Here is a 21,360-nt window from a genome sequence, read left to right as displayed (position 1 = left end):
ACCCCTGATCGAAGGAGCCCACGTTGCCGGACCTCGACTACGCCAAGGTGATCGGCCGCTTCGGGCTCACCGTGGGCGACACCGGCGGCGACCCGGACGACAACCCGGACACCGTGTGGTGCACCGCCGGCCGCGTGCTGATCACCCCGCTGAACACCTTCGTGAAGGTCGCCGCCGGCTCCCCGGTGCCGTGGACCGGCGGGAACGCGGTCATCGAGTGCGCCATCGACGCCGACGGCTACCTCACGTACACCGCGCCGGCCGGCGGGGCCACGAACCCGTTCGTGTACGTCGTCGACCTGACCAGCACCAAGGTCAACCCCCAGGTCCCGGCCGGCGCCGCCACCCACCGGGTGACGTTCTCCGAGGTGTACGCGGGCACGACGCTGGTCGACTTCCCGGAGTTCACCTGCCGTCTCACCGCGGCCGGCGATGGCACCAGCGGAGCCGGGGTCAACGACCTGACGATCGTCGCGCCGATCAAGCCGGGCGAGGCCACGCCGATCACGCGGGGTGAGCAGGGCACCAGCGTCACGGCCGTCGCCATCCAGGGCGCCGACCTGGTCACCACGCTCAGCGACGGCACCACCGTCAACGCCGGCGAGCTGCCGGTCGGCCCGGGCGGCTCGGACGCCGGCGTGGCCACCTACATGGACGACCCGGCCTCGGACACGAGCACCACCACCGCGGCCAAGGCGAAGGATCCCGCCCACCCCCTGGGGGCCGCCCTTACTGCCACGATTGCCACGCAGACAGCCGACCACGCCAAGGCCCCCGACACCCTGTCCCTGCGCCGCCTGGAAGTGCTGGGCCGCGCCGACTCCATGAAGTCACTGGCGCTGTCCCGGCAGCGGTACGAGGACGCCGCCAGCCTCAACGAGACATGGGCATCGCTGGCGAACTGGGCCACCACCAGCACCGTGCAGGTCTCTGCCGGGAAGCTCTACTACCTGTCGGGAACTGCTGCCACCATGACCTACGACGGCCTCTCGCTGACCTCGGGTCGAGCCCGCCTCAAGACCACGCTCACGGTCCCCGCAGCCGGCGGCGCCGGGTCTGTCGTGATCGGCGTCGTCACCAGTGCCACCGGCTCGCCCGCCACCAGCGTCCTCTACGGAATCCAGATCAACAACGCCGACAACAGCGTCAAGGAGTGGCGGAAGTCATCGGGTGCTGTGGCTCTCGCCAACCCGACCAGCAACGCCTTGACCACGCTCGCAGCGGGGACCTATGCGGTTGTCGTCTCCGTCGACGAGAACGGCACGTCGGTGGCCCTCAGCGAACTCGACGGCAACAAGACGGCCCTCATGTTCAACGCGCGCACCGGGACTGCGCCCGCCCGGTTCGCCATCTACCAGGGCGACAACCGGGGCACTTCGGGCATCGGGGTCGGCGCCACGGTCATCCGGGCCGAGTCGGTGACGAGCAGCAACCGCGCGGTCGAGGGGGCCGCCCCGTCCGCCGAGTGGCGCTACGACGCCGCCGACGCCAGTCACCCCATCCACCTCACGCTCCCGGCGACCTACGACAGCCGCAAGCCGGTTCCGCTCGTGATCCACCACCACGGCGCCGACCAGAACGAGCTGGACATCTTCACCGACTCCGCCTCACCCTCGGTGTACGAGGCCCTGCTGGCCGCCGGGTACGCCGTCCTCTCGGTCAACGGCGGCGGCAACAACTGGGGCAACGACGCCGGCCAGGCGAAGATGCTCTCGGCGTACAAGTACGTCCGCGACCACTACGCCATCGGGCCGATCCTGCTGTGGGGCACCAGCATGGGCGGGATCGCCACCCTGAACGCCCTGATGCAGCGAGCCATCCCCGGCATCGCCGGGTGGCTCGGCACCTATCCGGTGTGCAACCTCGCCTCGATGTTCGCCAACAACGCGGGCACCTACGCCGGTCAGATCCGCACCGCCTACGGCATCGCCGCAGACGGCTCCGACTACGCCACCAAGACTGCTGGACACGACCCCGCCGCCGCGGCCGCTGCCGCGTTCCGGGGCGTGCCGATGCGGTTCTACGCCAGCCCGAGCGACACCACGGTCAGCAAGGCCGACAACAGCGACACCCTCGCCACCTTGGTCGCCGGCTACGCGCCCGAGGCCACCGTGGTCGCCTGCACCGGCAACCACGGCGACGCCAGCCACTTCCAGCCGAGCGACTACGTGGCCTTCTTCAACCGCTGCGTCGGCGCCTAACGACGCGGCAGTCCTCCCAGTGGGTACAACTCATCCGAGACCATTTCCTGCACCCGCCGCGCCAAGTCGGGCAGGGGCAAGGCGGTCGCCTCCGAACGGACAGCCTCCACGATGCCGAGGCCGACCGGGAGGTCGACGCCCATGCTCGTCGCGAGCGCCAGTAGAGCGATATCGGTCTGGTCGGCCATGCCGCACACCCTATGACACCGGCGCCCGACAGTGCGGCCTACTGCTCGGTATGCACGGCACCCAGCGGGCCTGACCGGGCCCTGACGAGCTCCTGACAACTCCAGACCGACTGCCACGAGGAGGCCGCCGTGAACCCGACGACCAGCCGAAGGGATCGAGTGTGTGAGTGAAGCAATCTGGGTGGCGCTGATCGCGACCATCGTCAGCCCGCTCGTGCTGCTGCTGCTCAACCGGGCGTTCGGCCACCGTCGGGACGAGGTCGAGACCGAGGCGTCGGTCTCCGCCCAATGGCAGGCGTGGTCCGAGGAGCAGGGGAAGCGCATCGAGAAGCTCGAAGCTCGCGTCACCGACCTCGAGCAGGCGCTGATCGAGGAGCGCCGCACGAACGCCTCGCTGCAGGAGCAGAACCGGCGGCAGGCGTCGATGCTGACCTCGCTGATCCGCTGGGCGATCTTGCTGCGCGACGAGGTGATCCGCCTGGGCGGCGACGTGCCGCCCGCCCCGATCGAGGTCGAGTCCGCACTGACGACGCTCGACCCCTGACATCCGTCTTCGTCTAGCCCTCGGCCGCCTGGTCGCGGGTCCACTGTCGCGCCCCCCAGGAGGCCCCCGTGCCCGACTTCACCGTCCACCGCTACGGCACCGACACCAGCGGCCGGGGCATCTACCTCACCGCCTACATGCACGACTGGTGGCAAGCCGTCGTCGCCGACCTCGGCTTCGAGCCCACGATCGTCCAGGGCGCCTTCATGACCCGCAACGGCGGCGGCGCCGCGGCCTCGGCCGGCTACCACGACCAGGGCGGCTGCATGGACGTCCGCATCTGGGACCTCACCGGCTCCCAGGTCGACAAGCTCGTCCGCACCATCCGCGAACACGGCGGCGGCGCATGGCGGCGCGACAAGACCCCGCAGCACGGCGGCATGGACCCCCACTGCCACATCACCCTCGGCACCGACCAGCCGCTCTCGGCCGGCGCCGCGGCCTCGTGGCGCTCCTACCTCGCCGGCTGCAACGGCCTGGCGAACAACGCCCCCGACTACGAGTGGCGACCCCGCCCGCTCGTCACCACCCCACCACCCCAGCTGGAGGACGACATGCCCGCATACCGTGACTGGAAGCCGGAGGACAAGCAGGCCATGGTCCAGGACCTGCTCGACGCCGACATGAACCTGCACGACCCGAAGGGCTCGCCCGACTTCGTCGGCGAGACCGTCCGCTCGGTGCTCAAGAAGATCGCTCAGGTCACCGGCGCCGTGGGCGGCCCGGGAAAATGACCCGCCCCGGCCGGCGCGGGACCTTCCGGCTCGCGCACACCAACATCGAGTCCCCGGACCCGGCCCGCCTGAACGCCGAGACGATCACTGATGCTCTCGCGCGCGGCGACGTCGTGACGTTCAACGAGGCCAAGGAGAAGACCTCCCACGAGGTCCTCCGCTCGGCCGAGGGCTTCTCCTGCCACATCGCTGGTGAGAACGCCATCTCCTGGCTCGTGGAGAGGTTCCGCGAGAAGGCGGTCGGGCGGCACGTGGTGATGCGCGGAGGCCACGTCGGCGCCGGGCTGCGACGGACCGACCGCCGCCGCGTCGGGCCCAGCCGCGAGCTGGCGTGGGCGCTGCTCGAGGACCTCCACACGGATGGCCTCCTCATCGCGGCCACCCACCACGCGGTGGCGAAGGCCGACACCACCGCGAAGTGGCGGCGCCGGCGCCGGGCCCGCGGGTTCCACGCCGTCGCCAAGGAGCTGCGCCGCATCCTCGCCCAGCACCCCGGGGCCGCGCTGGCGCTGACCGGCGACATGAACACCATCGGCCGGATCGTCTTCCGCGTCCACGGACTGCGCGAGGTGAAGACGCCGGCAACCTACGGCCGCCGCCGCTACGACCGGCTCTTCGTCCTCCGCTGCAAGGCGAGGCACGTCCGCGCGTTCCGTACCCACGCCGACCACCTCGGCCTATCGGCCGACATCACCCCCGAGGAGAACTGATGAACCCCCTGACCAACCTGCTCCAGTCCCTGCCCGCCCGAGTACGGCTGGCCATCTACGCCGCCGCCTTCCTCGCGACCCTCATCTGGGCCGCCTGGCAGGCCGCGGACGGCGACTGGGCCACCTTCATCGGCGCGCTCATCGGGGCCCTGGTCTCCGCACTCGCGGGCAGCAACGTGCCGAAGCGGCCCCGGAGCTGACCGTGTTCGAGCGGCTCGCGATCCTCGTGCTCGGCATGGGCATCGGCGCTTGGTGCACGCCGCCGGCCAGCGAGATCGTCGTGCGTCTGATCATGGGCAGGGCCGCGCTCCACCCCGACCGCTGACCGAAGCCTTCACCCGGCCCACTGAAGGCCGCGGCCTGAACCGCCCCCGTCACCCTCGCGCAGGGTGGCGGGGGCTTTCGGCATGCCGGTGGCAGGCTGGCCCGATGGCCAAGCAGCGCATCGTCTACGCCCCGATCGACCGGCCCGACGTCGAGGTGCTCGTCGACGACGCCTGGTGCCCAGGCGAGCTGCGCGCCTGGACCCAGCACGACGACGACACCTGGACCGCTGACGTGCAGTACCGGCCGCCGGGGGAGCGGTCCTCGTTCATCGCCACCTTCACCGCGGCGGACGTGCGCGCGGACACCGTCGACCGCTCCCACGGCCGTGGTGTCGGCGAGCAGTGACAGGCTCGTCGGCATGGCTGACCTGACCGACCGTGAACACGCGATCCTCGACTTCGAGCGCGCCTGGTGGAAGTACGCCGGCGCGAAGAACGCCCGGATCCTCGACGTCTTCGGTGTCTCGCCCACGCGCTACTACCAGGAGCTGAACGCGCTGCTGGACCGGCCGGCCGCGCTCGCCCACGACGCGGTGCTCGTGCGGCGGCTGCAGCGGGTGCGCGACGGGAGGCGTCGGCAGCGGGCGGCGCGACCCGCCTAGTCGGCCGCCTTGATGACCATGTCCAGCCCCGTTGTCCGGATGGAACGACCACTCCGCCGTGTAGTGCCGGTCGCGCGGGCGGACCGGAGACGCACAAACACCACCGGGGCGTGTGCACGAGATACACACAGAGACACAAAGCAAGGGTCTACAATCAGCAGAGACAAACGAGAACGCGCAGGTCAGAGGCCGTTTTCGCTGGTCAAGGGCCAAGCCCGAAGGGGGTTCAACTCCCCCCTCGCGCACCATCACCATCGAGGGCCCCGGATGACTCCGGGGCCTTCGTGCATTTTCGTGCGCTGCATGTCGGCCGGCCGTGTCCGGGCGTGTCGGGTGGCGGCGATCCGCAGCCGCAACCCCGGCCGCCGACGCCTCCCCCCGTCCCCTCGTCCCACCAGTCGTCCCCGCTCGTCGTCCCGGTCAGCGGCGCAGCCGGTAGCCGAAACCGCGCACGGTCTCGATCACCTCGGCCCCGACCTTGGCCCGCAGCCGCTGGACATGCACGGTGACCAGGTGCTTGTCGGTCGTCCACTCGTCGTAGTCCCACACGCGCGAGAGCAGGCTCTGGGCCGACAGGACCGTGCCGCGGGCGTCGACCAGCTCGAGCAGCAGCCGCAGCTCCGTGGGGGTGAGTGAGAGCCGCTCGCCGTCGCGGAACACCTCGAGGGCGTCCCGGTCGAGCGTGAGGGAGCCGATCTGCTCCGGTCGCGAGGGCTGGTCCGCGTCCGCGGTGCGTCCCTCGGCCCGTCGTACGACGCTGCGCAGCCGGGCCAGCAGCACCTGCACGTCGAAGGGCTTGGTGACGTAGTCGTCGGCGCCGGCCTCGAGACCCCCGACGACGTCGACCGCGTCGTCGCGGGCCGAGATCATCACGAACGGGACGGTGGAGGACTCCCGGACCCGCCGGCACAGGGTGACGCCGTCGATGCCCGGCAGCATCACGTCGCTGAGCACCAGGCCGAAGGTCGTGCCCCCGTCCCGGCTCAGCGCGTGCCAGCGTCGAGCCCGTCGGTGAGCCAGGTGACGTCGTAGTCGTGTCGCTCCAGGTGCAGCTTGGTCGCCTCACCGATGACGGGATCGTCCTCGACCAGCAGCAGGTGCACGCGGCGAGGCTACGCCGCACCGCTGGTCGGGGCCGGTCAGGGCCCCGCGCGTCGGGTGCACCTGGCGCCGGCTCGTGTCCGGTTCCGGCCTCGTGGTGGTGCGGCCGCATCTGACCACTTCTGGCACCGGCGCCGGCGGCCGAAGGATGTGCGCACCAGCACCGGACACGACCTCGGGAAGGAGGTGGCCTCATGACCACGATCACCGCGAAGCTCGCCCGCGTGCTCGGCTTCTCGCGCACCGAGATGTTCGAGGACAAGTGCCCGGCCCGCGCCTGAGCCGGCCCAGCCGCCCCCGCCCTGTCCGCCGACGTGCCGACGGGGCGGGGGCGTCCCACCCACCACCCAAGGATCCGCATGCGCATCGTCACCGGCCCCTCGACACACTGGATGATCGACGCCGGCAGCGCCGTGCGCCTGCCCCGCTGGGCCGTCGGGCGCGGTGGCGGCCTGCGGCCCGGCCTGACCCCGCTGCTGCGTGCCGCGCAGGGCCCGCGCCCGCTGCCGCGCTACCACCTCACCGTCCTGACGACGACGGCCTGCAACCTCGGGTGCGGCTACTGCTTCCAGAACGTCACCCTCAACGAGGCGAACCCCTTCCAGCCGGGCCGGATCCCGTCCCGCACGCTGACGCCCGAGGTGGCCGGCCGGATCGGGGGCTTCGTCAGGCGGCAGATGGAGTTGGGTGAGTACGACGGCCTGGACCTGCTCGTCTTCGGCGGCGAGCCGCTGCTCAACCCGCGCGCCGTCTACGCCCTGCTCGAGGAGCTCCGCTCCTTCGATCGGTTCCGGGCCCACATGGTCAGCAACGGCGTGCGTCTCGACCGACGCACCGCGATCCGGCTCGTCGAGCTCGGCATGAGTGAGGTCCAGGTGACCTTCGACGGACCGCGCGACGAGCATGACATGGTCCGCGTGGACCACCGGGGGCGCGGCACCTTCGACACCATCTTGCGCAACGTGGGCGACGCGGTGGAGCACACCTCGTTGAGCTTCAACCTGCGGGTGAACGTGACGTTGGCGAACGCCACCGGCATCGCCGAGATGATCGACGAAGTCGGCCGCCGCATCGACCCTCGCAGGTGTCGTCTCCACTTCGCTGTCGTGGACGCCAACCAGACTGGGTTTGACGCCACGGCGTCCGCCGACGACCTTGAGCGCCACTTCATCGACTGGCACCTGCGTGCCCTGTCGGCCGGCTTCCGCGTCGACCCGCCTGTCGTGGCGAAGTCGTGTCGCTACTGCGACACCGTTGGCGGCCGCGACGGTGCCGTGGTGAGCGCGGACGGCAAGCTCTACAGCTGCTGGGACTCCGCAGGTCAGTCCGGGTTCGAGGTCGGCGACCTCGATTCGGGCTACGCGCCAGAAGCGGAGATCGCCGAACGCTGGGTCAGCTGCGGGTACCAGGCGGAAGGCCAGGCAGCTGCGCTCTGCGACGATCTCCTGGACCGCGCAGCCGGTGCGGTCCTCGAAGCCGGCTGGAGGAGCGGGGGAGCGCGATGACGACAGCCGTCCGCCTGCTCGGCTCGAGGCAGCTCGCGGCGCTCGATCCCGGCGAGCGGGCCGGCGTGCGACGGCTTGCCTTCACCAGGCTTGTCACCGAGCTCGGCACCCGGGCGGCTTTCGTCGCCCTGGTCCTGCGGGCCCAGGCGCTCACCTCGTCGGCCACTGCGGTCTCGTTCGCACTCGCGCTGACCGTCGTGGTCGACGCGCTGGCGACGCCGCTCGCGGGCGTCGCCGGCGACCGGTGGAACCGGCGCCGCGTGATGGTCGTCTCCGACCTCTGCGCGGCCGCGCTGTACCTGCTCCTCGCCGGCACCACGGACTTCGCGGCGTTCGTCGCCGTGGCGGCGGTCGCGGTCGCGGTCGAGTCGTTCTACTTCCCGGCCGCCGGCGCCGCCCTGCCCAATCTCGTGCGTCTCGAGCACCTCGGCACGGCCAGTGCCATGGTGAGCCAGTACCGACTCGTCGGCACGATCGCCGGCCCCGTGGTCGCCGGTCTCATCGCGGCCGCCGCCGACGTGAGGTGGGTCTTCGTCCTCGACGCCGCCACCTTCCTCGCCGCAGCTTGGATGGTCTCGGGCCTGCGAGGAAGCTTCCAGGCGTCCCGCGACGCAGGCCCTTCCCCAGAGGAAGTCACGGCCACGTTCTTCTCCCTCCTCGCGCGTTTCCCCCAAGTGCCGACCTTCATGCTGCTCTGGGTCGTGATCCAGCTCGGGGCGGGACTGCTCTGGGTGGGGCTGCCGGGGCTGGCGCGCGAGCTGGACACGCCGACGATCGGCTACCCGACGCTGCTGACGCTCGGCAGTGTCGGCAGCCTGGCCGGTGCGACTCTGGCGGTCCGGCTCTTCAAGGTGGCGACCACTCGGCGGCTCCTCGTCATCGCTCTCGCCTGCCAGGGCGGCTTCCTGCTCGTCACGTCGTGCTCGCCGCACCTGGTGATCGCTGCCGTCGCGGTGATCGGCTTCCGGATGGGCGAGAGCATCTCGGGCACCTCGGCCTTCACCGCGTTCCAGACAGCCACCCCGGACGCGGTCCGGGCGCGTGCGTCGGCGTGGGTCGACACCGCGACCATCGCCGCGTTCGGAGTCGGTGTGGCAGCCGGTGGTCCGGTCGTGGATCATCTGGGCGCCCGCTGGTGCTTCGTGCTCGCGGCCTTGGCTGCGCTGACGGGTTGCGCAGTCGCCGCGTGGCTGACCGGTCCGCGCCTGGCCGCCCGTGTGCCCCAGGCCACATCTGCTCGGCTACCCTGACGCGGCCGACGCCCGCGAGGGCGGGCGTCCCGGATCCACTCGGGGGACGCGCATGTCGTTGGAGCTGTTGGGTCTGGGAGCTTCCTCCCGGGTCGTCTACACGCTGATGCTCGAGAGGCCCGGGCTCGACCTGGCCGGGCTGCAGGCGGCCCTGGGGATCGACGAGGCGGAGCTGCGCGCCGCACTCGACGACCTCGCTGACCTGGCACTGGTCCGCTGGGCACGTCCGGGTGCGGAGTCCGACCCCCCGCTGCTGACGGATCCCGATGTCGCTCTGACAGCGATGATCACGCGGCGTCAGGTCGCGCTGGCCGAGCAGCAAGCCCAGGTGGAGCAGAGCCGGGCGGCTATCACCGAGCTTCTCGCGTTGCGCAGCTCCGCTCCTGCCGGGTCGACGGCGCCCGACTCCGAGCGGCTCCTCGGGGTCAGCGCCGTTCGCGACCGGATCACCGACCTCGCCCGCGAGTGCCAGCGAGAGATCTGGTCCTTCAGCCCCGGCGGCCCGCAGTCCGCGGCCAACATGTCGCGCTCGCGCCCGCTCAACGAGGAGACCCTCGACCGCGGGGTGCGGATGCGCACGGTCTACCTCGACAGCGTCCGCAACGACGAGGCCTCGATCGAGCATGCGCGGTGGCTCACCGAGCGCGGCGCGGAGGTGCGCACGGTGCCGACCCTCCCCCTGCGGATGCTCGTGGTCGACCGCGAGCTGGCGCTGGTGCCGCTCGACGAGAACGACTCCTCAGCGGGCGCCCTCCTGGTTTCGGGACGAGGCATCGTCGCAGCCCTGTCCGCGCTGTTCGTGTCCGTTTGGAAGGGGGCCCATCCGCTCGGTCAGCGCCGTGCCCGCCAGCCGGAGCGTCCCAGCGAGCAGGAGCAGCAGGCACTGCGCGGGTGGGTCCAGGGCGACACGGACCACCTGGTCGCCCGGCGTCTGGGAGTCTCGGAACGCACGGTGCGCCGCATCAGCGACAACCTCGCCGAGCGGCTCGGGGCGAGGAGCCGCTTCGAGCTGGCTGCCCGCGCGATGGAAGCAGGCTGGCTGTGCGCTGACGACCTGGTGTGACAGCTCAGGCGACCGCAGCACGGTCGACGGCCTCAGCGCGGGAGCCGGAACCACTCGGTCACGACCTCGACGTCCAGCACATCGGGGCGCACGGGCAGCGACGCCGCGGTGCGAATGACCAGCGCCTGGACCGCCGCGCGAGCCATCCCTGCGGTCGGGCTGTGCACGAACATGGCCAGCCGCCATTCCTCGGCGTCGTCCTCGACGCGGACGTGTGCGATCTGGTCGGCCGGCGCGGTGCTGGCGTCGAGCACCGTGTGCAGCCGGGCGGTCGTCCACCCGGGGGTCCGTGGACGCCACCGCACCAGGACCACTTGCATCAGCACAACTGCCCGGGCGCGCTCACTCCCAGCCCCAGTCCTGGCCGTCAGGTCCCACGGCAGCCGTCACGCTGTAGCCCGCCGCCGTGGGTCCGGCGTCGACCCTGGTCACGGCAGGATCGGATGCCCGGACGGACGCCGTAGCCGGAGTGGCTACGGCCAGGAAAGCGGCCAGGACCAGGGCGATGCGGGTCGGTCGGGCGAGAGTCATGTCTGCTCCTCGAGGTGGGGTGCCACGAGTCTCCGAGCGGACGCGGACCTGCGGGAGAGGTCGGATGCGGCCATGACCGGGACCGGCCACGACAGGGGGCTCCGGTGCGTCGTACGAACGCGCAACGGAGCCCCCGACGGGGTGAGTGCCCCGATCAGCCGCCCGTGACGGGCAGCGTGGTGCCGGAGGAGCCGACGCCGCGCTGGTAGGTCAGGGCGAGGTCCACGGACTTCACGCCGGCCGGCAGGGCGGGCAGCGTCAGCTTGGCGGTCTCGTTCTCGGCCAGGTCGAACGGCACCGAGCCCAGCTTGCGGCCGTCCGCGGTGGTGACCGCGATCGACCCGGCGCAGCCGTGAGCGCCGGTGGCGCACAACACCGGGACGGTGGCCCTGCCCTGCGCGTCCGGGGCCAAGGAGGTGGCGGTGAGCATCAGCGCCGAGGGGAAGCTCACCCCGGTCGGCGCGTTGGACGAGCCCGGGTCGAAGCAGACGTCCCACTCGTACGCCGGGTTGTTGACCGTGCGTCCCTGCTTGTCGGTGATGGTCTGGAACCCGGCCAGGGAGCTCGGGCTGCCCGCGGTGTAGCAGTCGTTGCTGTGCACGTTGAGCTCGAAGTGGCCGTAGCCGGTCGACGGCATCGGGGTGTTCGGGTCGTGCCAGCTCATCAGGCAGCTCCAGCTGGAGCCGGGACCGACGTTGTCGGCGCCGTCGTCGCACATCGCCTTGGCGTGCATCGTGGCGGGGGTGACGCCCTTGTGCCCGAGGAGCTTGGCCTGCTGGCTGTAGACCTGCGAGAACGACGTGGTCAGCGACCGCTCGAGGCGGGCCTTGGTCACGGTGCTTCCGCTGCCGGTGGCGACGGCGACCGAGCCCAGTCCCACGAGCACGATGAGGGCCACCAGGGCGGTGATGAGTGAACGTCGCATGTCAGCCTCCGGTGATGTCGCGACGGCGGAGCAGGGCGTAGGCGATGGCCAGCGTCACGGCCGCCCAGGCCCCCGAGGTGAGCAGGCCCTCGAGGAGCGGGCCGGTGAAGCGCGGCGCGGCCAGCAGGCCGTGCCAGGCCTCGTACGGCGTGGTCAGCAGGTAGGGGCGCAGTGCCTCCACGCCCCCCATGGCGCCGACGAGCTGCATGACCATGCCGATGACCACGGGCGTCGCGATGCCGACGGCCGGGTTGCGCGACCACACCGAGAGCAGGATCGCCAGGCAGGCGAAGCCGATCGTCGGGGGGATCGTGGTCAGCCAGCTCGCGGCGACCAGCTGCAGGGCGGTCGAGGACGGGACCAGCTGGCCGCTCAGGCCGATCAGCGGCTGGTGGCCGCCGACCAGGATGCTGCTGACGATGGTGGACGTCGAGAGGATCAGGAGTGTGAGCACGGCGAACCCGACCGCGGTCACGGCCTTGGCGACGAACAGCTGGGCGCGGCTGGCCGAGCGGGTCAGGACGGTCTTCCAGGTGCCGTGCTGGTCCTCGCCGGCGAAGATGTCACCGGCCACGACCGCGGTCAGCAGCGGCAGCACCCACTGGGCGGCGAAGCCGAGGACCAGCAGGGCCAGCGCGAAGCCGTTGGTCGTGGCGTAGCGGCCCATCAGCGTGTCCTTCGGCGGCTTCCCCTGCGCGTGGATGATCAGCGCGATCGGGATCGGCCCCAGCAGGGCGCCGAGCAGCACGGCCTTGGTGCGACGCTGGGCGCGCAGCTTGCGCAGCTCCCAACGCACGGCGCCGCCGAGACCGGGGCGGCCGGGCGTGCCCGCCGTCACCGGGCCGGCCGCGGGCAGGGTCGAGGTCGCGCTCATGCGGCCGCCTCCTTGGCAGACTCCTGGGCGGTCAGCATGAAGAAGAGCGACTCCAGCGGGGTGCGGGTCGGGGTGAAGGCCTTGAGCTGGATGCCGGCGCGCACCAGGTCGGCGACGTACGCCGCCACCGCGGGCTGCGGGCCGACGACGGTGAGCGACTCCCGGTCCGGCTCGGTCGCCTCGACCTGCACCCCGAGGTGGGCGGCCCCGATCTCGCGGGCGCGGCCGTTGTCGGTGGTGTCGAGCAGGTGACCCGGGTCCGGCGCCATCGCGCGCAGGTCGGCGATGCTGCCGTGGAAGGCCACGGTGCCGCGGTTCATGATCGTGACGTTGTCGCAGATCTCCTCGACCTCGTCCATGTTGTGCGAGCTCAGCAGTACCGTGAGTCCGCTGGCGGCCAGCCGCTTGACCAGCGCCCGCATGTCCCGGATGCCGGCGGGGTCCAGGCCGTTGGCCGGCTCGTCGAGCACCAGCAGCCGAGGCTCGCGCAGCAGGCTCGCCGCCACGCCGAGGCGCTGGCGCATGCCGTAGGAGTAGCCGCCGACCTTGCGGTCGGCACGGTCGGTCAGGTCGACGACGTCGAGGACCTCCTCGACCAGGCCGGGCCGCGCGCCTCCGTCGAGCAGCGCGAGGCCCTCGAGGTGCTGGCGGCCGGTGAGGTAGGGGTAGAAGCCGGGAGCCTCGATGAAGCCGGCGACGCCGTCGAGGACGCCGATCCCGTCGGAGTCCCAGGACCTGTCGAAGACCCGGAGGGTGCCGGCGTCGGGGCGGATCAGGCCGAAGAGCATCCGCAGGAAGGTGGTCTTGCCCGCGCCGTTGGGCCCGAGCACGCCGTACACCTCCCCGGGAGCGACCTGGATGGTGATGTCGTCCACCGCGCGGACCGACCCGAAGGCCTTGGTCACGGCCACGGCGTCGACTGCTAGTTGTGTGGTCACCGGGCGGACGCTAGGTACCGGCGGATGAGCGGACGGTGAATCGTGGTGTCTCGAGAGGCGGGTGTGACCGGCGCCTCCCTCCGCCCCGAGTGGTGCGACTTTCAACCAGTACGTCGTTTGCCCGGCCCCGCCGCTGGGTATCGGGGGGACATGTCTGCCAACTCCAAGCTGCACTTCACCACTCCCGGCCTGACCGAGGCGGACGCGTCGCGCGTCGTGGAGCTCCTCCAGGACCGGCTGAACGCCTGCAACGACCTGCACCTGACGCTCAAGCACGTGCACTGGAACGTCGTCGGCCCGCACTTCATCGCGGTGCACGAGATGATCGACCCCCAGGTCGAGGCGGTCCGCGGGTTCGCCGACGACCTCGCCGAGCGGATCGCGACCCTGGGCGGCTCGCCGCAGGGCACCCCCGGCGCGCTGGTCGCCGCCCGGAGCTGGGACGAGTACTCCATCGGCCGGGCCAGCACCCAGGAGCACCTCGGCGCGCTCGACCTCGTCTACCGGGGCGTGATCACCAGCTACCGCGAGGGCATCAAGGAGCTCGACGAGCTCGACCTGGTCACCCAGGACATGTTCATCGCCCAGACCGAGCAGCTGGAGCTCTTCCACTGGTTCGTGCGCGCGCACCTGGAGGACAAGGGTGGCCGGCTGGCCACCGAGGGCGCGGACTCCGAGCGCCAGGCCGCCGACCAGGCCGGGTAGTCCCCGACCCCTGCCCGGGCGCCCTCCCGGGGGCGCCCGGCGGGGGGCGGCGGGCGATACTGACGCCCATGAAGCGTCGCCCGAGACCCAAGGCGGTCCTGCTGGTCGCCCTGCTGGTCGTGATGATCAACCTGCCGTGGGCGCACAGCGCGCTCCAGCGCTGGGAGCTCGGGCACCGGGGCACCGACCTCACCGTGCCCCTGGTGGCCAGCCGGGTCATCGGCTCCGGGGCGGACGCCCAGCACTACATCTCCTTCTCCTATCCCGAGCGGATCGACCCCCAGCACGGCACCTGGCTGGCCCTGGTCGACGGGGCGGCGTACGACGCGGCGCTGGCCCGGCACCGGGTCGAGGTCCGGGTGCTGCCCGGGCATCCCTCGGTCTACACGGTGCAGGGGCAGGTGCGCTCCCACGCCGGCCTGGTCATCACCGTGGGCCTCGACCTGCTGCTGGTGCTGCTGGTCTGGCTGTTCTGGCGCTTCCGCAGCCGGCTGCGGCCGCGGCTGCGCGCGGTCGCGGTCGCGGACGTCGCGCCCGGCGAGCCCGGCGGCCTGCTGGACCGGCTCGAGGACGGGGCCTACCTGATCCGCGGCCAGATCACGCAGATCGACGGCGACGAGCTGCTGCTCGACCTCGGCGACCGGCTCGTGGTGGTCGCCCTCGACGGGCACGCCAACCCCGTGGGTCACCGCGAGGTGGCCGAGGTGCGCGGGCTGCTGGTCGGCTGACGCACCCGGCCCGGGCGTCCGGCCCGGGCGTCCGGTCGGTTCGACCCGAGGCGGTCAGGCCTCCTGCTCCAGCGAGGGCAGCAGCACGGTGACGGTCATCTCCTCGCCGTGCGTGCACGGCACGTCGAGGCGGGCGCCGTACCGCGCGTGGTGGCCGCGGCAGCACAGCCGCAGCTCGCCCTGGGCGCGGCTGACCAGCGTCTCGACCAGCGACAGCCCGAGCCCGAAGCCGCCGCGGCCGCGGGCGGAGTCGGCCCGGGCGAACCGCCGGGTGGCGGTCTCGAGGAGCTCCGGCTCCATGCCCGGGCCGGCGTCGCTGACCTGCAGGCACACCAGCTGGGCGACCCGGTCCACGACCACGGCGACCGGCGCGGCGCCGTACCGCTGCGCGTTCTCCAGCAGGTTGGCGACCAGCTGGCCGGCGGCCGCCTCCGACAGCGGCACCGCGGCCTCGGTCAGCGTCGCGCGCACCGGGGACGCCCCGAGGGTCGCCCGGGCCACGGCGTTGCGGCGCTCGACCTCCGCGCCGACCACCGCGGCCAGGTCGCAGCCGCCGTCGTCGACCCGGCCACCGGTGCCGACCTCCAGCAGGTGCTCGGCGAGCTGGACCAGCCGGACCACGTCGGTCTCGATCTCGGCCAGCACGGCCTCGTGCTCGGCGACCGTGCGCGGTCGCCGGCGGGCCAGCTGCAGCCGGGTGGTCAGCAGGGTCAGCGGCGTGCGCAGCTCGTGGCTGGCGTCGTCGACGAACCGCCGCTCCCGCTCCACGGCTCCCTCCAGCGCCTCGAGCATCGCGTTGAGGGTGTCGCCGAGCCGGGTCACCTCGTCGTCGCGGCCCGGGGGCACGTCGAGCCGGACCCCGGCCGCGCCGGAGGCGATGTCGGCGGCCTGCGCGCGGTACCGCTCGACCGGCCGCAGCGCGAACCGGGCCAACAGGTCGCCGACCACGGCCGTGGCCACGAGCGCGCCCAGCCCCGCCAGGGCCAGCTGGGCGAGCAGCTCGAGCAGCGCCTCGTCGCGGTGGTCGCGGCGCACCGCGACCAGCAGCACGGCGGCCCGGTGGTCCCCGGGCAGCGCGGTGGCGTAGACCCGCAGCGGGTCCTTGGTGGTGGGCAGCAGGTCGCCGATGTTGCGGAACATCGGAGCCTCCAGCGCCGCCGCCGTCCGCTGCGGCGAGATCAGGGGGTGCTGGGGCATCGCGGGGCTGGCGGTCAGCAGCCGCCCCTGGGCGTCCAGCACCTGGTAGAGCTCGCCGCCGGCCACGCTGGTGACCCCGGGCCCGACCTTCCCGTCCGGCCGGACGTACGGCGCGACCCGGTGGGCGTCACTGGTCAGGTCGCCGTTGAGCTGCCGGTCCAGCGCGTACTGCACCCGCCAGTAGACGAAGCCCCCCGCGGCGGTGAGGACCAGGAACATGGTGGCGGAGAAGCCGGCCACCAGGCGGGCGCGCAGCGGCAGCCCGGCCAGGCGCGCCCGCAGCCGCGCGAGCCGCTCCGTCATCGGTCCCTCACTCGCCCCGTCATCCGCCCCGTCATCCGCCCCGTCGTCCGCCGGGTCAGGCCGGCGCCGGCGGGTCGACGCGGTAGCCGGCGCCGCGCAGCGTGGTGATCGTGTCGGTGCCGAACGGCCGGTCGATCTTGGCCCGCAGGCTCGCGACGTGGACGTCGATGACGTTGCTGCGCAGGTCGGTGTCGCCGTCCCACACCTCGTCGAGGATGGTGTAGCGGCTCACCACCCGCCCGGCGCGCTCCAGCAGCAGCCGCAGGATGTCGAACTCGCGCGCCGACAGCTCGATCTCGGTCTCCCCGCGCCGGCAGCGCCGCGCGGCGGGGTCCAGCACCAGGTCCCCGGCCCGCAGCGGCTGGTCCTCGTCGCCGGCCGAGCGCCGGTGCAGGGCCCGCAGCCGGGCCACCAGCTCGTCGAGGTCGAACGGCTTGACCAGGTAGTCGTCGGCGCCCGCCTCGAGCCCGGAGACCCGGTCGGGGACGCCGGTGCGGGCGGTGAGGATCAGCACCGGGGTGCGCACCCCCGCCTCGCGCAGCCGCCGGCACACGGTCACGCCCTCCATGCCGGGCAGCATCCAGTCCAGCAGCAGCACGTCGTACGACGGGTCGCCGAGCGCGACGCCGTAGGCCGACCGGCCGTCGGACACCACGTCGACCTGCCAGTCCATCTCGGTGAGGGACTGCTCGAGCAGCGCGGCGAGCCGCGGCTCGTCCTCGGCGACGAGCACCTTCATGCCGACTCCCGCTGCTCCACGCTGCGACGGTAGCGTCCCGAGGGTGAGCGCCCGATGAAGACCGGCCACCCGGGGAGCCCGAGTCGCCCGGGCAGCCGCGGGTCGACGCCGCCCTGGTCGCCGTGGCGCACGGTGGTGTGGTTCGGCATCGTCAGCCTGTCCGCCGACATGGTCTACGAGGGCGCCCGGTCGATCACCGGTCCCTACCTCGCGGCGCTGGGCGCCTCCGCGCTGGTCGTGGGGGTCGTGACCGGCGCCGGCGAGGCCGCCGCGCTCGCGCTGCGGCTGGTCTCCGGGCCGCTGGCCGACCGCAGCGGCGCCTACTGGCCGCTCACCATCGTCGGCTACGGCCTCACCGCGGTCTGCGTGCCGCTGATGGCCGTCGCCCCGTTCCTCGGGGCCGCCGGCCTGGCCTTCGGCGCCGCGATGGTGCTGCTCGAGCGCACCGGCAAGGCGATCCGCAGCCCGTCGAAGTCGGCGCTGCTGGCGCACGCCGCGCGCGCCGTCGGCCGGGGCAAGGGCTTCGCGGTGCACAAGGCCCTCGACCAGGTGGGCGCGTTCGCGGGTCCGCTGCTGGTCGCCGGCGTGATCGCCCTGGCCTCGGTGCAGTGGCCGGGGCTGGCGGTGCTCGCGATCCCCGGCGCGGTCGCGATGGTGCTGCTGGGCGTGGTCCGGGTGCGGATCCCGGACATGCGCGTCTACGACGAGCCCGAGCCCGAGGTGCTCCCGGCCGCCACGGCCACCCCGGCCGACACGGCCACCGCGGGCGCCGAATCCGCCCCGCGTCGGCTGCCGGTGGTGTTCTACGCCTTCGCGGTCTCCTGCGCGGCCAGCACGCTGGGGCTGATGACCTTCGGGCTGATCGGCTTCCACCTCGCCGACGCCGGGCTGGTGCGGCCGGCGCTGGTGCCGGTCGTCTACGCGGCCGCGATGGCCGCCGAGGCGGTGGCGGCGCTGGCCACCGGCTTCAGCTACGACCGGGTGGGTGCCCGGGTGCTGCTGGTGCTGCCGTTCCTCGTCGCGGCGGTCCCGCTGCTCGCGCTCGCCGACCGGCTGCTGGTCGCCGTGGTCGGCGTGCTGGTGTGGGGCGCGGCGACCGGTGTGCAGGACTCCACGGTCAAGGCGCTGGTGGCCGACCTGGTCCCGTCGCGCCGGCTGGCCACGGCGTACGGCGTCTTCGCCGCCTTCCAGGGTGGCGCCGCGCTGCTGGGCGGCCTGGTCGCCGGCAGCCTCTACTCCGGCGGTCGGGCGGACCTGGTGGTGGTGGTCGGCCTGTGCCAGGTGCTGTCGCTGGTGCTGCTGGTCTGGGTCCTCCGGCGGCCGGTCAGGCAGCCAGCCGGGTGACCACGGCGGGCGACCCGTCCCGCGCGTCGTCCCCGCGGTCCGCCCCACCGCGCCGCTGACGGGCGGCCCGGCTCTCCGTGGGGTCGGACGCCACGGGGACCGCGCGTCGCGCCGGGGCGCCGTACACGAGGAGCACCATCACCATGGCGATCGGCACGAGGATCGTGAAGCTCATGGCAGTGGCGGTGAACACGGCGACGAACGACATCTCGAGCTGCTCCTTGTGACTGTTGACGAAAGCCGGCCCGGCTGGACGGTCGGCCGGCTTCCCTGCAACAACAACGTGCTCAGTGGACGCGCAGTTGAAACATTTTCGCGCCCCGCGGGCCGCGTGATCGCGCTCACGACGACGGCCGACCACGGCTTTGTCACACTCGATGTCATGCCCACCCTCTCCGACTTCCGCGCCCGCGGCATCGACGGCCGCGAGGTCGACCTCGCGGCCTATGCCGGCCAGGTCGTGCTGGTCGTCAACACCGCCTCGCAGTGCGGCTTCACCCCGCAGTACCAGGGGCTGCAGCAGCTGCACGACGCCTACGCCGACCGCGGCTTCACGGTGCTCGGCTTCCCCTGCGACCAGTTCGGCCACCAGGAGCCGGGCGACGAGCAGGAGATCGCCTCCTTCTGCCAGCGGAACTTCGGGGTGACCTTCCCGCTGTTCGCCAAGGTCGACGTCAACGGGGCCGACGCGCACCCGCTGTACGGCTGGCTGCGGTCGCAGAAGAAGGGCCTGCTCGGCGGCCGGATCAAGTGGAACTTCACCAAGTTCCTGGTCGACCACCACGGCCGGGTGATCGGCCGCTACGGGCCGACCACCAAGCCGGAGGCGCTGCGCGCCGACGTCGAGGCGGCGCTGGCCGACGCCGGCGAGGTGGCCGCGTGACCCGGTTCTCCGCGCGGACCGAGGCCCGGGCGGTGGTCGGCGCGGACCGCGCCGAGATCTGGGACGCGCTGACCGACCCCGGCCTGGTCGCCCGGCTCACGCCGTTCGTCACCCGGATCTCCGAGCGCGGCCGGCACTGGTTCTGGGAGATGAGCGGCCTGCAGGTGCTCGGCGTGGGCCTCACGCCGGCGTTCACCGAGCAGATGGCGTTCACCGACAAGGAGCGCATCGAGTTCTCCCACGACCCGCCCGCCGGGGAGAAGGAGCGGGCCGGTGCCTACGGCTGGTACGACCTGGCCGACCACGAGGACGGCACCACGCTGTCCACCCGGCTCGAGATCGCCGTGGACCTGCCGCTGCCGCGCGCCTCGGCGCCGGCGGTGCACGCCGCCATGCGCGGCGTGATGGGCCAGATGGGCGACCGGTTCTCGCGGAACCTGTGCCGCCACCTCGGCCTCGAGGGCTGACTGCTCCGAGGGGTGCCGCAACGGTCCCGGGCGTGATCACGCTCACTCCCGGCCCCGATTTCGGTCGTTACGGTCGCAGCTGACTTGCCGGTAACCGGGCGCCGGGAGCAAGGTTCGACCATGGCCGCCACCACGTCGTCGTACTCCATCACCATGCGCCTCTACACCGCGCCCGACCACGGCGTGGTCGGCGCCGTCGCCACGGCGATCTCGGAGGCCGGCGGCATCGTGATGGCCCTCGACGTCGCGGAGTCCAGCCACGAGCGACTCGTGGTCGACGTGACCTGCTCGGCCAGCGACGCCGACCACGCCGCGCTGCTGCGCACCGCGGTGGACGCCGTCCAGGGGGTCGAGGTCCACAAGGTCAGCGACCGGACCTTCCTGCTGCACATCGGCGGCAAGATCGAGGTCAGCTCCAAGGTGCCGCTGCGCAACCGCGACGACCTGTCGATGGCCTACACCCCCGGCGTCGGCCGGGTCAGCAAGGCGCTGGCGGAGAACCCCGACGACGTGTGGCGGCTGACCGCCAAGGGCAACTCGGTGGCGGTCGTCACCGACGGCTCCGCGGTGCTGGGGCTGGGCAACATCGGGCCCGGCGCGGCGATGCCGGTGATGGAGGGCAAGGCGGCGCTGTTCAAGCGGTTCGCGGGCATCGACGCCTGGCCGATCTGCCTGGCCTCCCAGGACACCGACGAGATCGTCCGGGCCGTGGAGATGATCGCCCCCGGCTTCGGCGGCATCAACCTCGAGGACATCGCGGCGCCGCGCTGCTTCGAGATCGAGCGCCGGCTCCGCGCCAGCCTCGACATCCCGGTCTTCCACGACGACCAGCACGGCACCGCGATCGTGGTGCTGGCCGCGCTCACCAACGCGCTGCGGGTCGTGAAGAAGGACCTCGCCGAGGTCCGCATCGTCGTCTCCGGCGGGGGCGCCGCCGGCACCGCGATCGTCTCGCTGCTGCTCGCGGCGGGCGTGAAGGACATCGTGGTCGTCGACCGGGCCGGCGCGCTGTCGGCCGACGACGAGGCGCTCTCGCCGGCGCACCGCGAGCTCGCCGAGGCCACCAACCCGCGCCGCGCGCGGGGCGACCTGCATGCGGTGCTCACCGGTGCCGACGTCTTCATCGGCGTGAGCGCGCCGGGGATCTTGAAGGCCGAGTGGATCCAGGACATGGCCGACGACGCGGTGGTCTTCGCGCTGGCCAACCCCGATCCGGAGGTCGACCCGGCCGAGGCCGAGAAGTACGCCGCGGTGGTCGCCAGCGGCCGGTCGGACTACCCGAACCAGATCAACAACGTGCTCGCCTTCCCCGGCGTCTTCCGTGGCCTGCTCGACGCCCGCGCCCACGAGATCACCACCGAGATGCTGCTGCGGGCGGCCGAGGCGATCGCGCTGGTGGTCAAGGACGACGAGCTGAACCCGAACTTCATCATCCCCACGGTCTTCCACCCCGACGTGCCCAAGGCCGTCGCGGCGGCGGTGCGCGGCGCCGACTCCTGAGC

26 protein-coding genes are annotated in these 21,360 nt (G+C 72.5%); 17 read left to right on the top strand and 9 right to left on the bottom strand.

What is annotated here, in order from left to right:
* Nucleotides 1-23 precede the first annotated feature (23 nt).
* Entirely contained in the window at nt 24-2,201 is a 2,178-nt protein-coding gene (locus BJZ21_RS20135) for an alpha/beta hydrolase family protein (RefSeq protein ID WP_179665386.1), read from the top strand.
* Here the strand turns inward: BJZ21_RS20135 and BJZ21_RS20130 are convergent.
* Entirely contained in the window at nt 2,198-2,389 is a 192-nt protein-coding gene (locus BJZ21_RS20130; RefSeq protein WP_179665385.1) for a hypothetical protein, read from the bottom strand. The two genes, BJZ21_RS20135 and BJZ21_RS20130, sit on opposite strands and share 4 nt — an antisense overlap.
* A 163-nt stretch (nt 2,390-2,552) precedes the next feature.
* Between BJZ21_RS20130 and BJZ21_RS20125 the strand changes: the two genes are divergently transcribed.
* From BJZ21_RS20125 to BJZ21_RS20100, 7 genes are all read left to right on the top strand, one after another.
* Complete coding sequence (locus tag BJZ21_RS20125) at nt 2,553-2,933, top strand: hypothetical protein (protein ID WP_179665384.1); 381 nt, start codon at nt 2,553-2,555, stop codon at nt 2,931-2,933.
* Nucleotides 2,934-3,001: 68 nt separating this feature from the next.
* Nucleotides 3,002-3,667: a hypothetical protein gene (locus BJZ21_RS20120; protein ID WP_179665383.1), complete on the top strand. Its 666-nt coding sequence runs from the start codon at nt 3,002-3,004 to the stop codon at nt 3,665-3,667.
* Complete coding sequence (locus BJZ21_RS20115) at nt 3,664-4,377, top strand: hypothetical protein (protein ID WP_179665382.1); 714 nt, start codon at nt 3,664-3,666, stop codon at nt 4,375-4,377. The genes BJZ21_RS20120 and BJZ21_RS20115 overlap by 4 nt, the downstream gene beginning before the upstream one ends.
* Complete coding sequence (locus BJZ21_RS20110; RefSeq protein WP_179665381.1) at nt 4,377-4,577, top strand: hypothetical protein; 201 nt, start codon at nt 4,377-4,379, stop codon at nt 4,575-4,577. Before BJZ21_RS20115 ends, BJZ21_RS20110 begins: the two co-directional genes overlap by 1 nt.
* A gap of 2 nt (nt 4,578-4,579) precedes the next feature.
* A complete protein-coding gene (locus tag BJZ21_RS21595; RefSeq protein WP_281380853.1) occupies nt 4,580-4,702 on the top strand; it encodes a hypothetical protein in 123 nt (40 codons plus the stop codon).
* A 104-nt stretch (nt 4,703-4,806) separates the two neighbouring features.
* Complete coding sequence (locus BJZ21_RS20105) at nt 4,807-5,049, top strand: hypothetical protein (protein WP_179665380.1); 243 nt, start codon at nt 4,807-4,809, stop codon at nt 5,047-5,049.
* 13 nt (nt 5,050-5,062) lie between these two features.
* Complete coding sequence (locus BJZ21_RS20100) at nt 5,063-5,305, top strand: DUF3263 domain-containing protein (protein WP_179665379.1); 243 nt, start codon at nt 5,063-5,065, stop codon at nt 5,303-5,305.
* Nucleotides 5,306-5,725: 420 nt separating this feature from the next.
* Here the strand turns inward: BJZ21_RS20100 and BJZ21_RS20095 are convergent, their stop codons facing one another.
* On the bottom strand, nt 5,726-6,259 hold the full coding sequence (locus BJZ21_RS20095) for a winged helix-turn-helix domain-containing protein (protein WP_343052249.1): 534 nt from the start codon (nt 6,257-6,259) through the stop codon (nt 5,726-5,728).
* 506 nt (nt 6,260-6,765) lie between these two features.
* On the opposite strand from BJZ21_RS20095, the gene BJZ21_RS20090 reads away from it, so the two are divergent.
* The 3 genes from BJZ21_RS20090 to BJZ21_RS20080 are packed head-to-tail and all read left to right on the top strand — an operon-like array spanning nt 6,766 to nt 10,224.
* The gene (locus tag BJZ21_RS20090) at nt 6,766-7,911 is read left to right on the top strand and encodes a radical SAM protein (RefSeq protein WP_179665378.1); all 1,146 of its coding nucleotides are present in this window, start codon (nt 6,766-6,768) and stop codon (nt 7,909-7,911) included.
* Complete coding sequence (locus BJZ21_RS20085) at nt 7,908-9,161, top strand: MFS transporter (protein WP_179665377.1); 1,254 nt, start codon at nt 7,908-7,910, stop codon at nt 9,159-9,161. Before BJZ21_RS20090 ends, BJZ21_RS20085 begins: the two co-directional genes overlap by 4 nt.
* A 52-nt stretch (nt 9,162-9,213) precedes the next feature.
* Nucleotides 9,214-10,224: a LuxR C-terminal-related transcriptional regulator gene (locus tag BJZ21_RS20080; protein WP_218851572.1), complete on the top strand. Its 1,011-nt coding sequence runs from the start codon at nt 9,214-9,216 to the stop codon at nt 10,222-10,224.
* Between the two features lie 32 nt (nt 10,225-10,256).
* Here BJZ21_RS20080 and BJZ21_RS20075 read toward each other — a convergent pair whose 3' ends face one another.
* The 4 genes from BJZ21_RS20075 to BJZ21_RS20060 form a co-directional block, all read right to left on the bottom strand.
* A complete protein-coding gene (locus BJZ21_RS20075; protein WP_179665376.1) occupies nt 10,257-10,544 on the bottom strand; it encodes a hypothetical protein in 288 nt (95 codons plus the stop codon).
* A 365-nt stretch (nt 10,545-10,909) separates the two neighbouring features.
* Complete coding sequence (locus BJZ21_RS20070) at nt 10,910-11,680, bottom strand: hypothetical protein (protein ID WP_179665375.1); 771 nt, start codon at nt 11,678-11,680, stop codon at nt 10,910-10,912.
* A gap of 1 nt (nt 11,681) precedes the next feature.
* The gene (locus tag BJZ21_RS20065; RefSeq protein ID WP_179665374.1) at nt 11,682-12,554 is read right to left on the bottom strand and encodes an ABC transporter permease; all 873 of its coding nucleotides are present in this window, start codon (nt 12,552-12,554) and stop codon (nt 11,682-11,684) included.
* Complete coding sequence (locus BJZ21_RS20060) at nt 12,551-13,492, bottom strand: ATP-binding cassette domain-containing protein (protein WP_179665373.1); 942 nt, start codon at nt 13,490-13,492, stop codon at nt 12,551-12,553. Before BJZ21_RS20060 ends, BJZ21_RS20065 begins: the two co-directional genes overlap by 4 nt.
* Nucleotides 13,493-13,642: 150 nt before the next feature.
* On the opposite strand from BJZ21_RS20060, the gene BJZ21_RS20055 reads away from it, so the two are divergent.
* Together BJZ21_RS20055 and BJZ21_RS20050 are read left to right on the top strand one after the other, a co-directional pair.
* Nucleotides 13,643-14,197: a Dps family protein gene (locus BJZ21_RS20055; protein WP_179665372.1), complete on the top strand. Its 555-nt coding sequence runs from the start codon at nt 13,643-13,645 to the stop codon at nt 14,195-14,197.
* A gap of 68 nt (nt 14,198-14,265) precedes the next feature.
* Nucleotides 14,266-14,925, top strand: coding sequence for a hypothetical protein (locus BJZ21_RS20050; protein ID WP_179665371.1), 660 nt, complete (start codon nt 14,266-14,268; stop codon nt 14,923-14,925).
* A 54-nt stretch (nt 14,926-14,979) separates the two neighbouring features.
* On the opposite strand, the gene BJZ21_RS20045 is transcribed toward BJZ21_RS20050, so the two are convergent.
* Together BJZ21_RS20045 and BJZ21_RS20040 are read right to left on the bottom strand one after the other, a co-directional pair.
* Entirely contained in the window at nt 14,980-16,425 is a 1,446-nt protein-coding gene (locus BJZ21_RS20045; RefSeq protein WP_179665370.1) for an ATP-binding protein, read from the bottom strand.
* Nucleotides 16,426-16,480: 55 nt separating this feature from the next.
* Nucleotides 16,481-17,164, bottom strand: coding sequence for a response regulator transcription factor (locus tag BJZ21_RS20040; RefSeq protein WP_179665369.1), 684 nt, complete (start codon nt 17,162-17,164; stop codon nt 16,481-16,483).
* 54 nt (nt 17,165-17,218) lie between these two features.
* On the opposite strand from BJZ21_RS20040, the gene BJZ21_RS20035 reads away from it, so the two are divergent.
* Complete coding sequence (locus tag BJZ21_RS20035) at nt 17,219-18,508, top strand: MFS transporter (protein ID WP_179665368.1); 1,290 nt, start codon at nt 17,219-17,221, stop codon at nt 18,506-18,508.
* Here BJZ21_RS20035 and BJZ21_RS20030 read toward each other — a convergent pair.
* Nucleotides 18,489-18,716, bottom strand: a complete 228-nt coding sequence (locus tag BJZ21_RS20030) for a hypothetical protein (protein ID WP_179665367.1) — start codon at nt 18,714-18,716, stop codon at nt 18,489-18,491. The two genes, BJZ21_RS20035 and BJZ21_RS20030, sit on opposite strands and share 20 nt — an antisense overlap.
* Nucleotides 18,717-18,890: 174 nt before the next feature.
* On the opposite strand from BJZ21_RS20030, the gene BJZ21_RS20025 reads away from it, so the two are divergent.
* The 3 genes from BJZ21_RS20025 (at nt 18,891) to BJZ21_RS20015 (ending at nt 21,358) form a co-directional block, all read left to right on the top strand.
* Nucleotides 18,891-19,391: a glutathione peroxidase gene (locus BJZ21_RS20025; RefSeq protein ID WP_179665366.1), complete on the top strand. Its 501-nt coding sequence runs from the start codon at nt 18,891-18,893 to the stop codon at nt 19,389-19,391.
* Nucleotides 19,388-19,858, top strand: a complete 471-nt coding sequence (locus BJZ21_RS20020) for an SRPBCC family protein (RefSeq protein ID WP_179665365.1) — start codon at nt 19,388-19,390, stop codon at nt 19,856-19,858. The genes BJZ21_RS20025 and BJZ21_RS20020 overlap by 4 nt, the downstream gene beginning before the upstream one ends.
* Before the next feature lie 120 nt (nt 19,859-19,978).
* A complete protein-coding gene (locus tag BJZ21_RS20015) occupies nt 19,979-21,358 on the top strand; it encodes an NAD-dependent malic enzyme (RefSeq protein ID WP_179665364.1) in 1,380 nt (459 codons plus the stop codon).
* Nucleotides 21,359-21,360 lie beyond the last annotated feature (2 nt).

It is taken from the genome of Nocardioides panaciterrulae, from assembly GCF_013409645.1.
Taxonomy (GTDB): Bacteria; Actinomycetota; Actinomycetes; order Propionibacteriales; family Nocardioidaceae; genus Nocardioides; species Nocardioides panaciterrulae.
The sequence above is the reverse complement of the archived record's forward strand: the minus strand, read 5'-3'. Positions and strand labels throughout refer to the sequence as shown.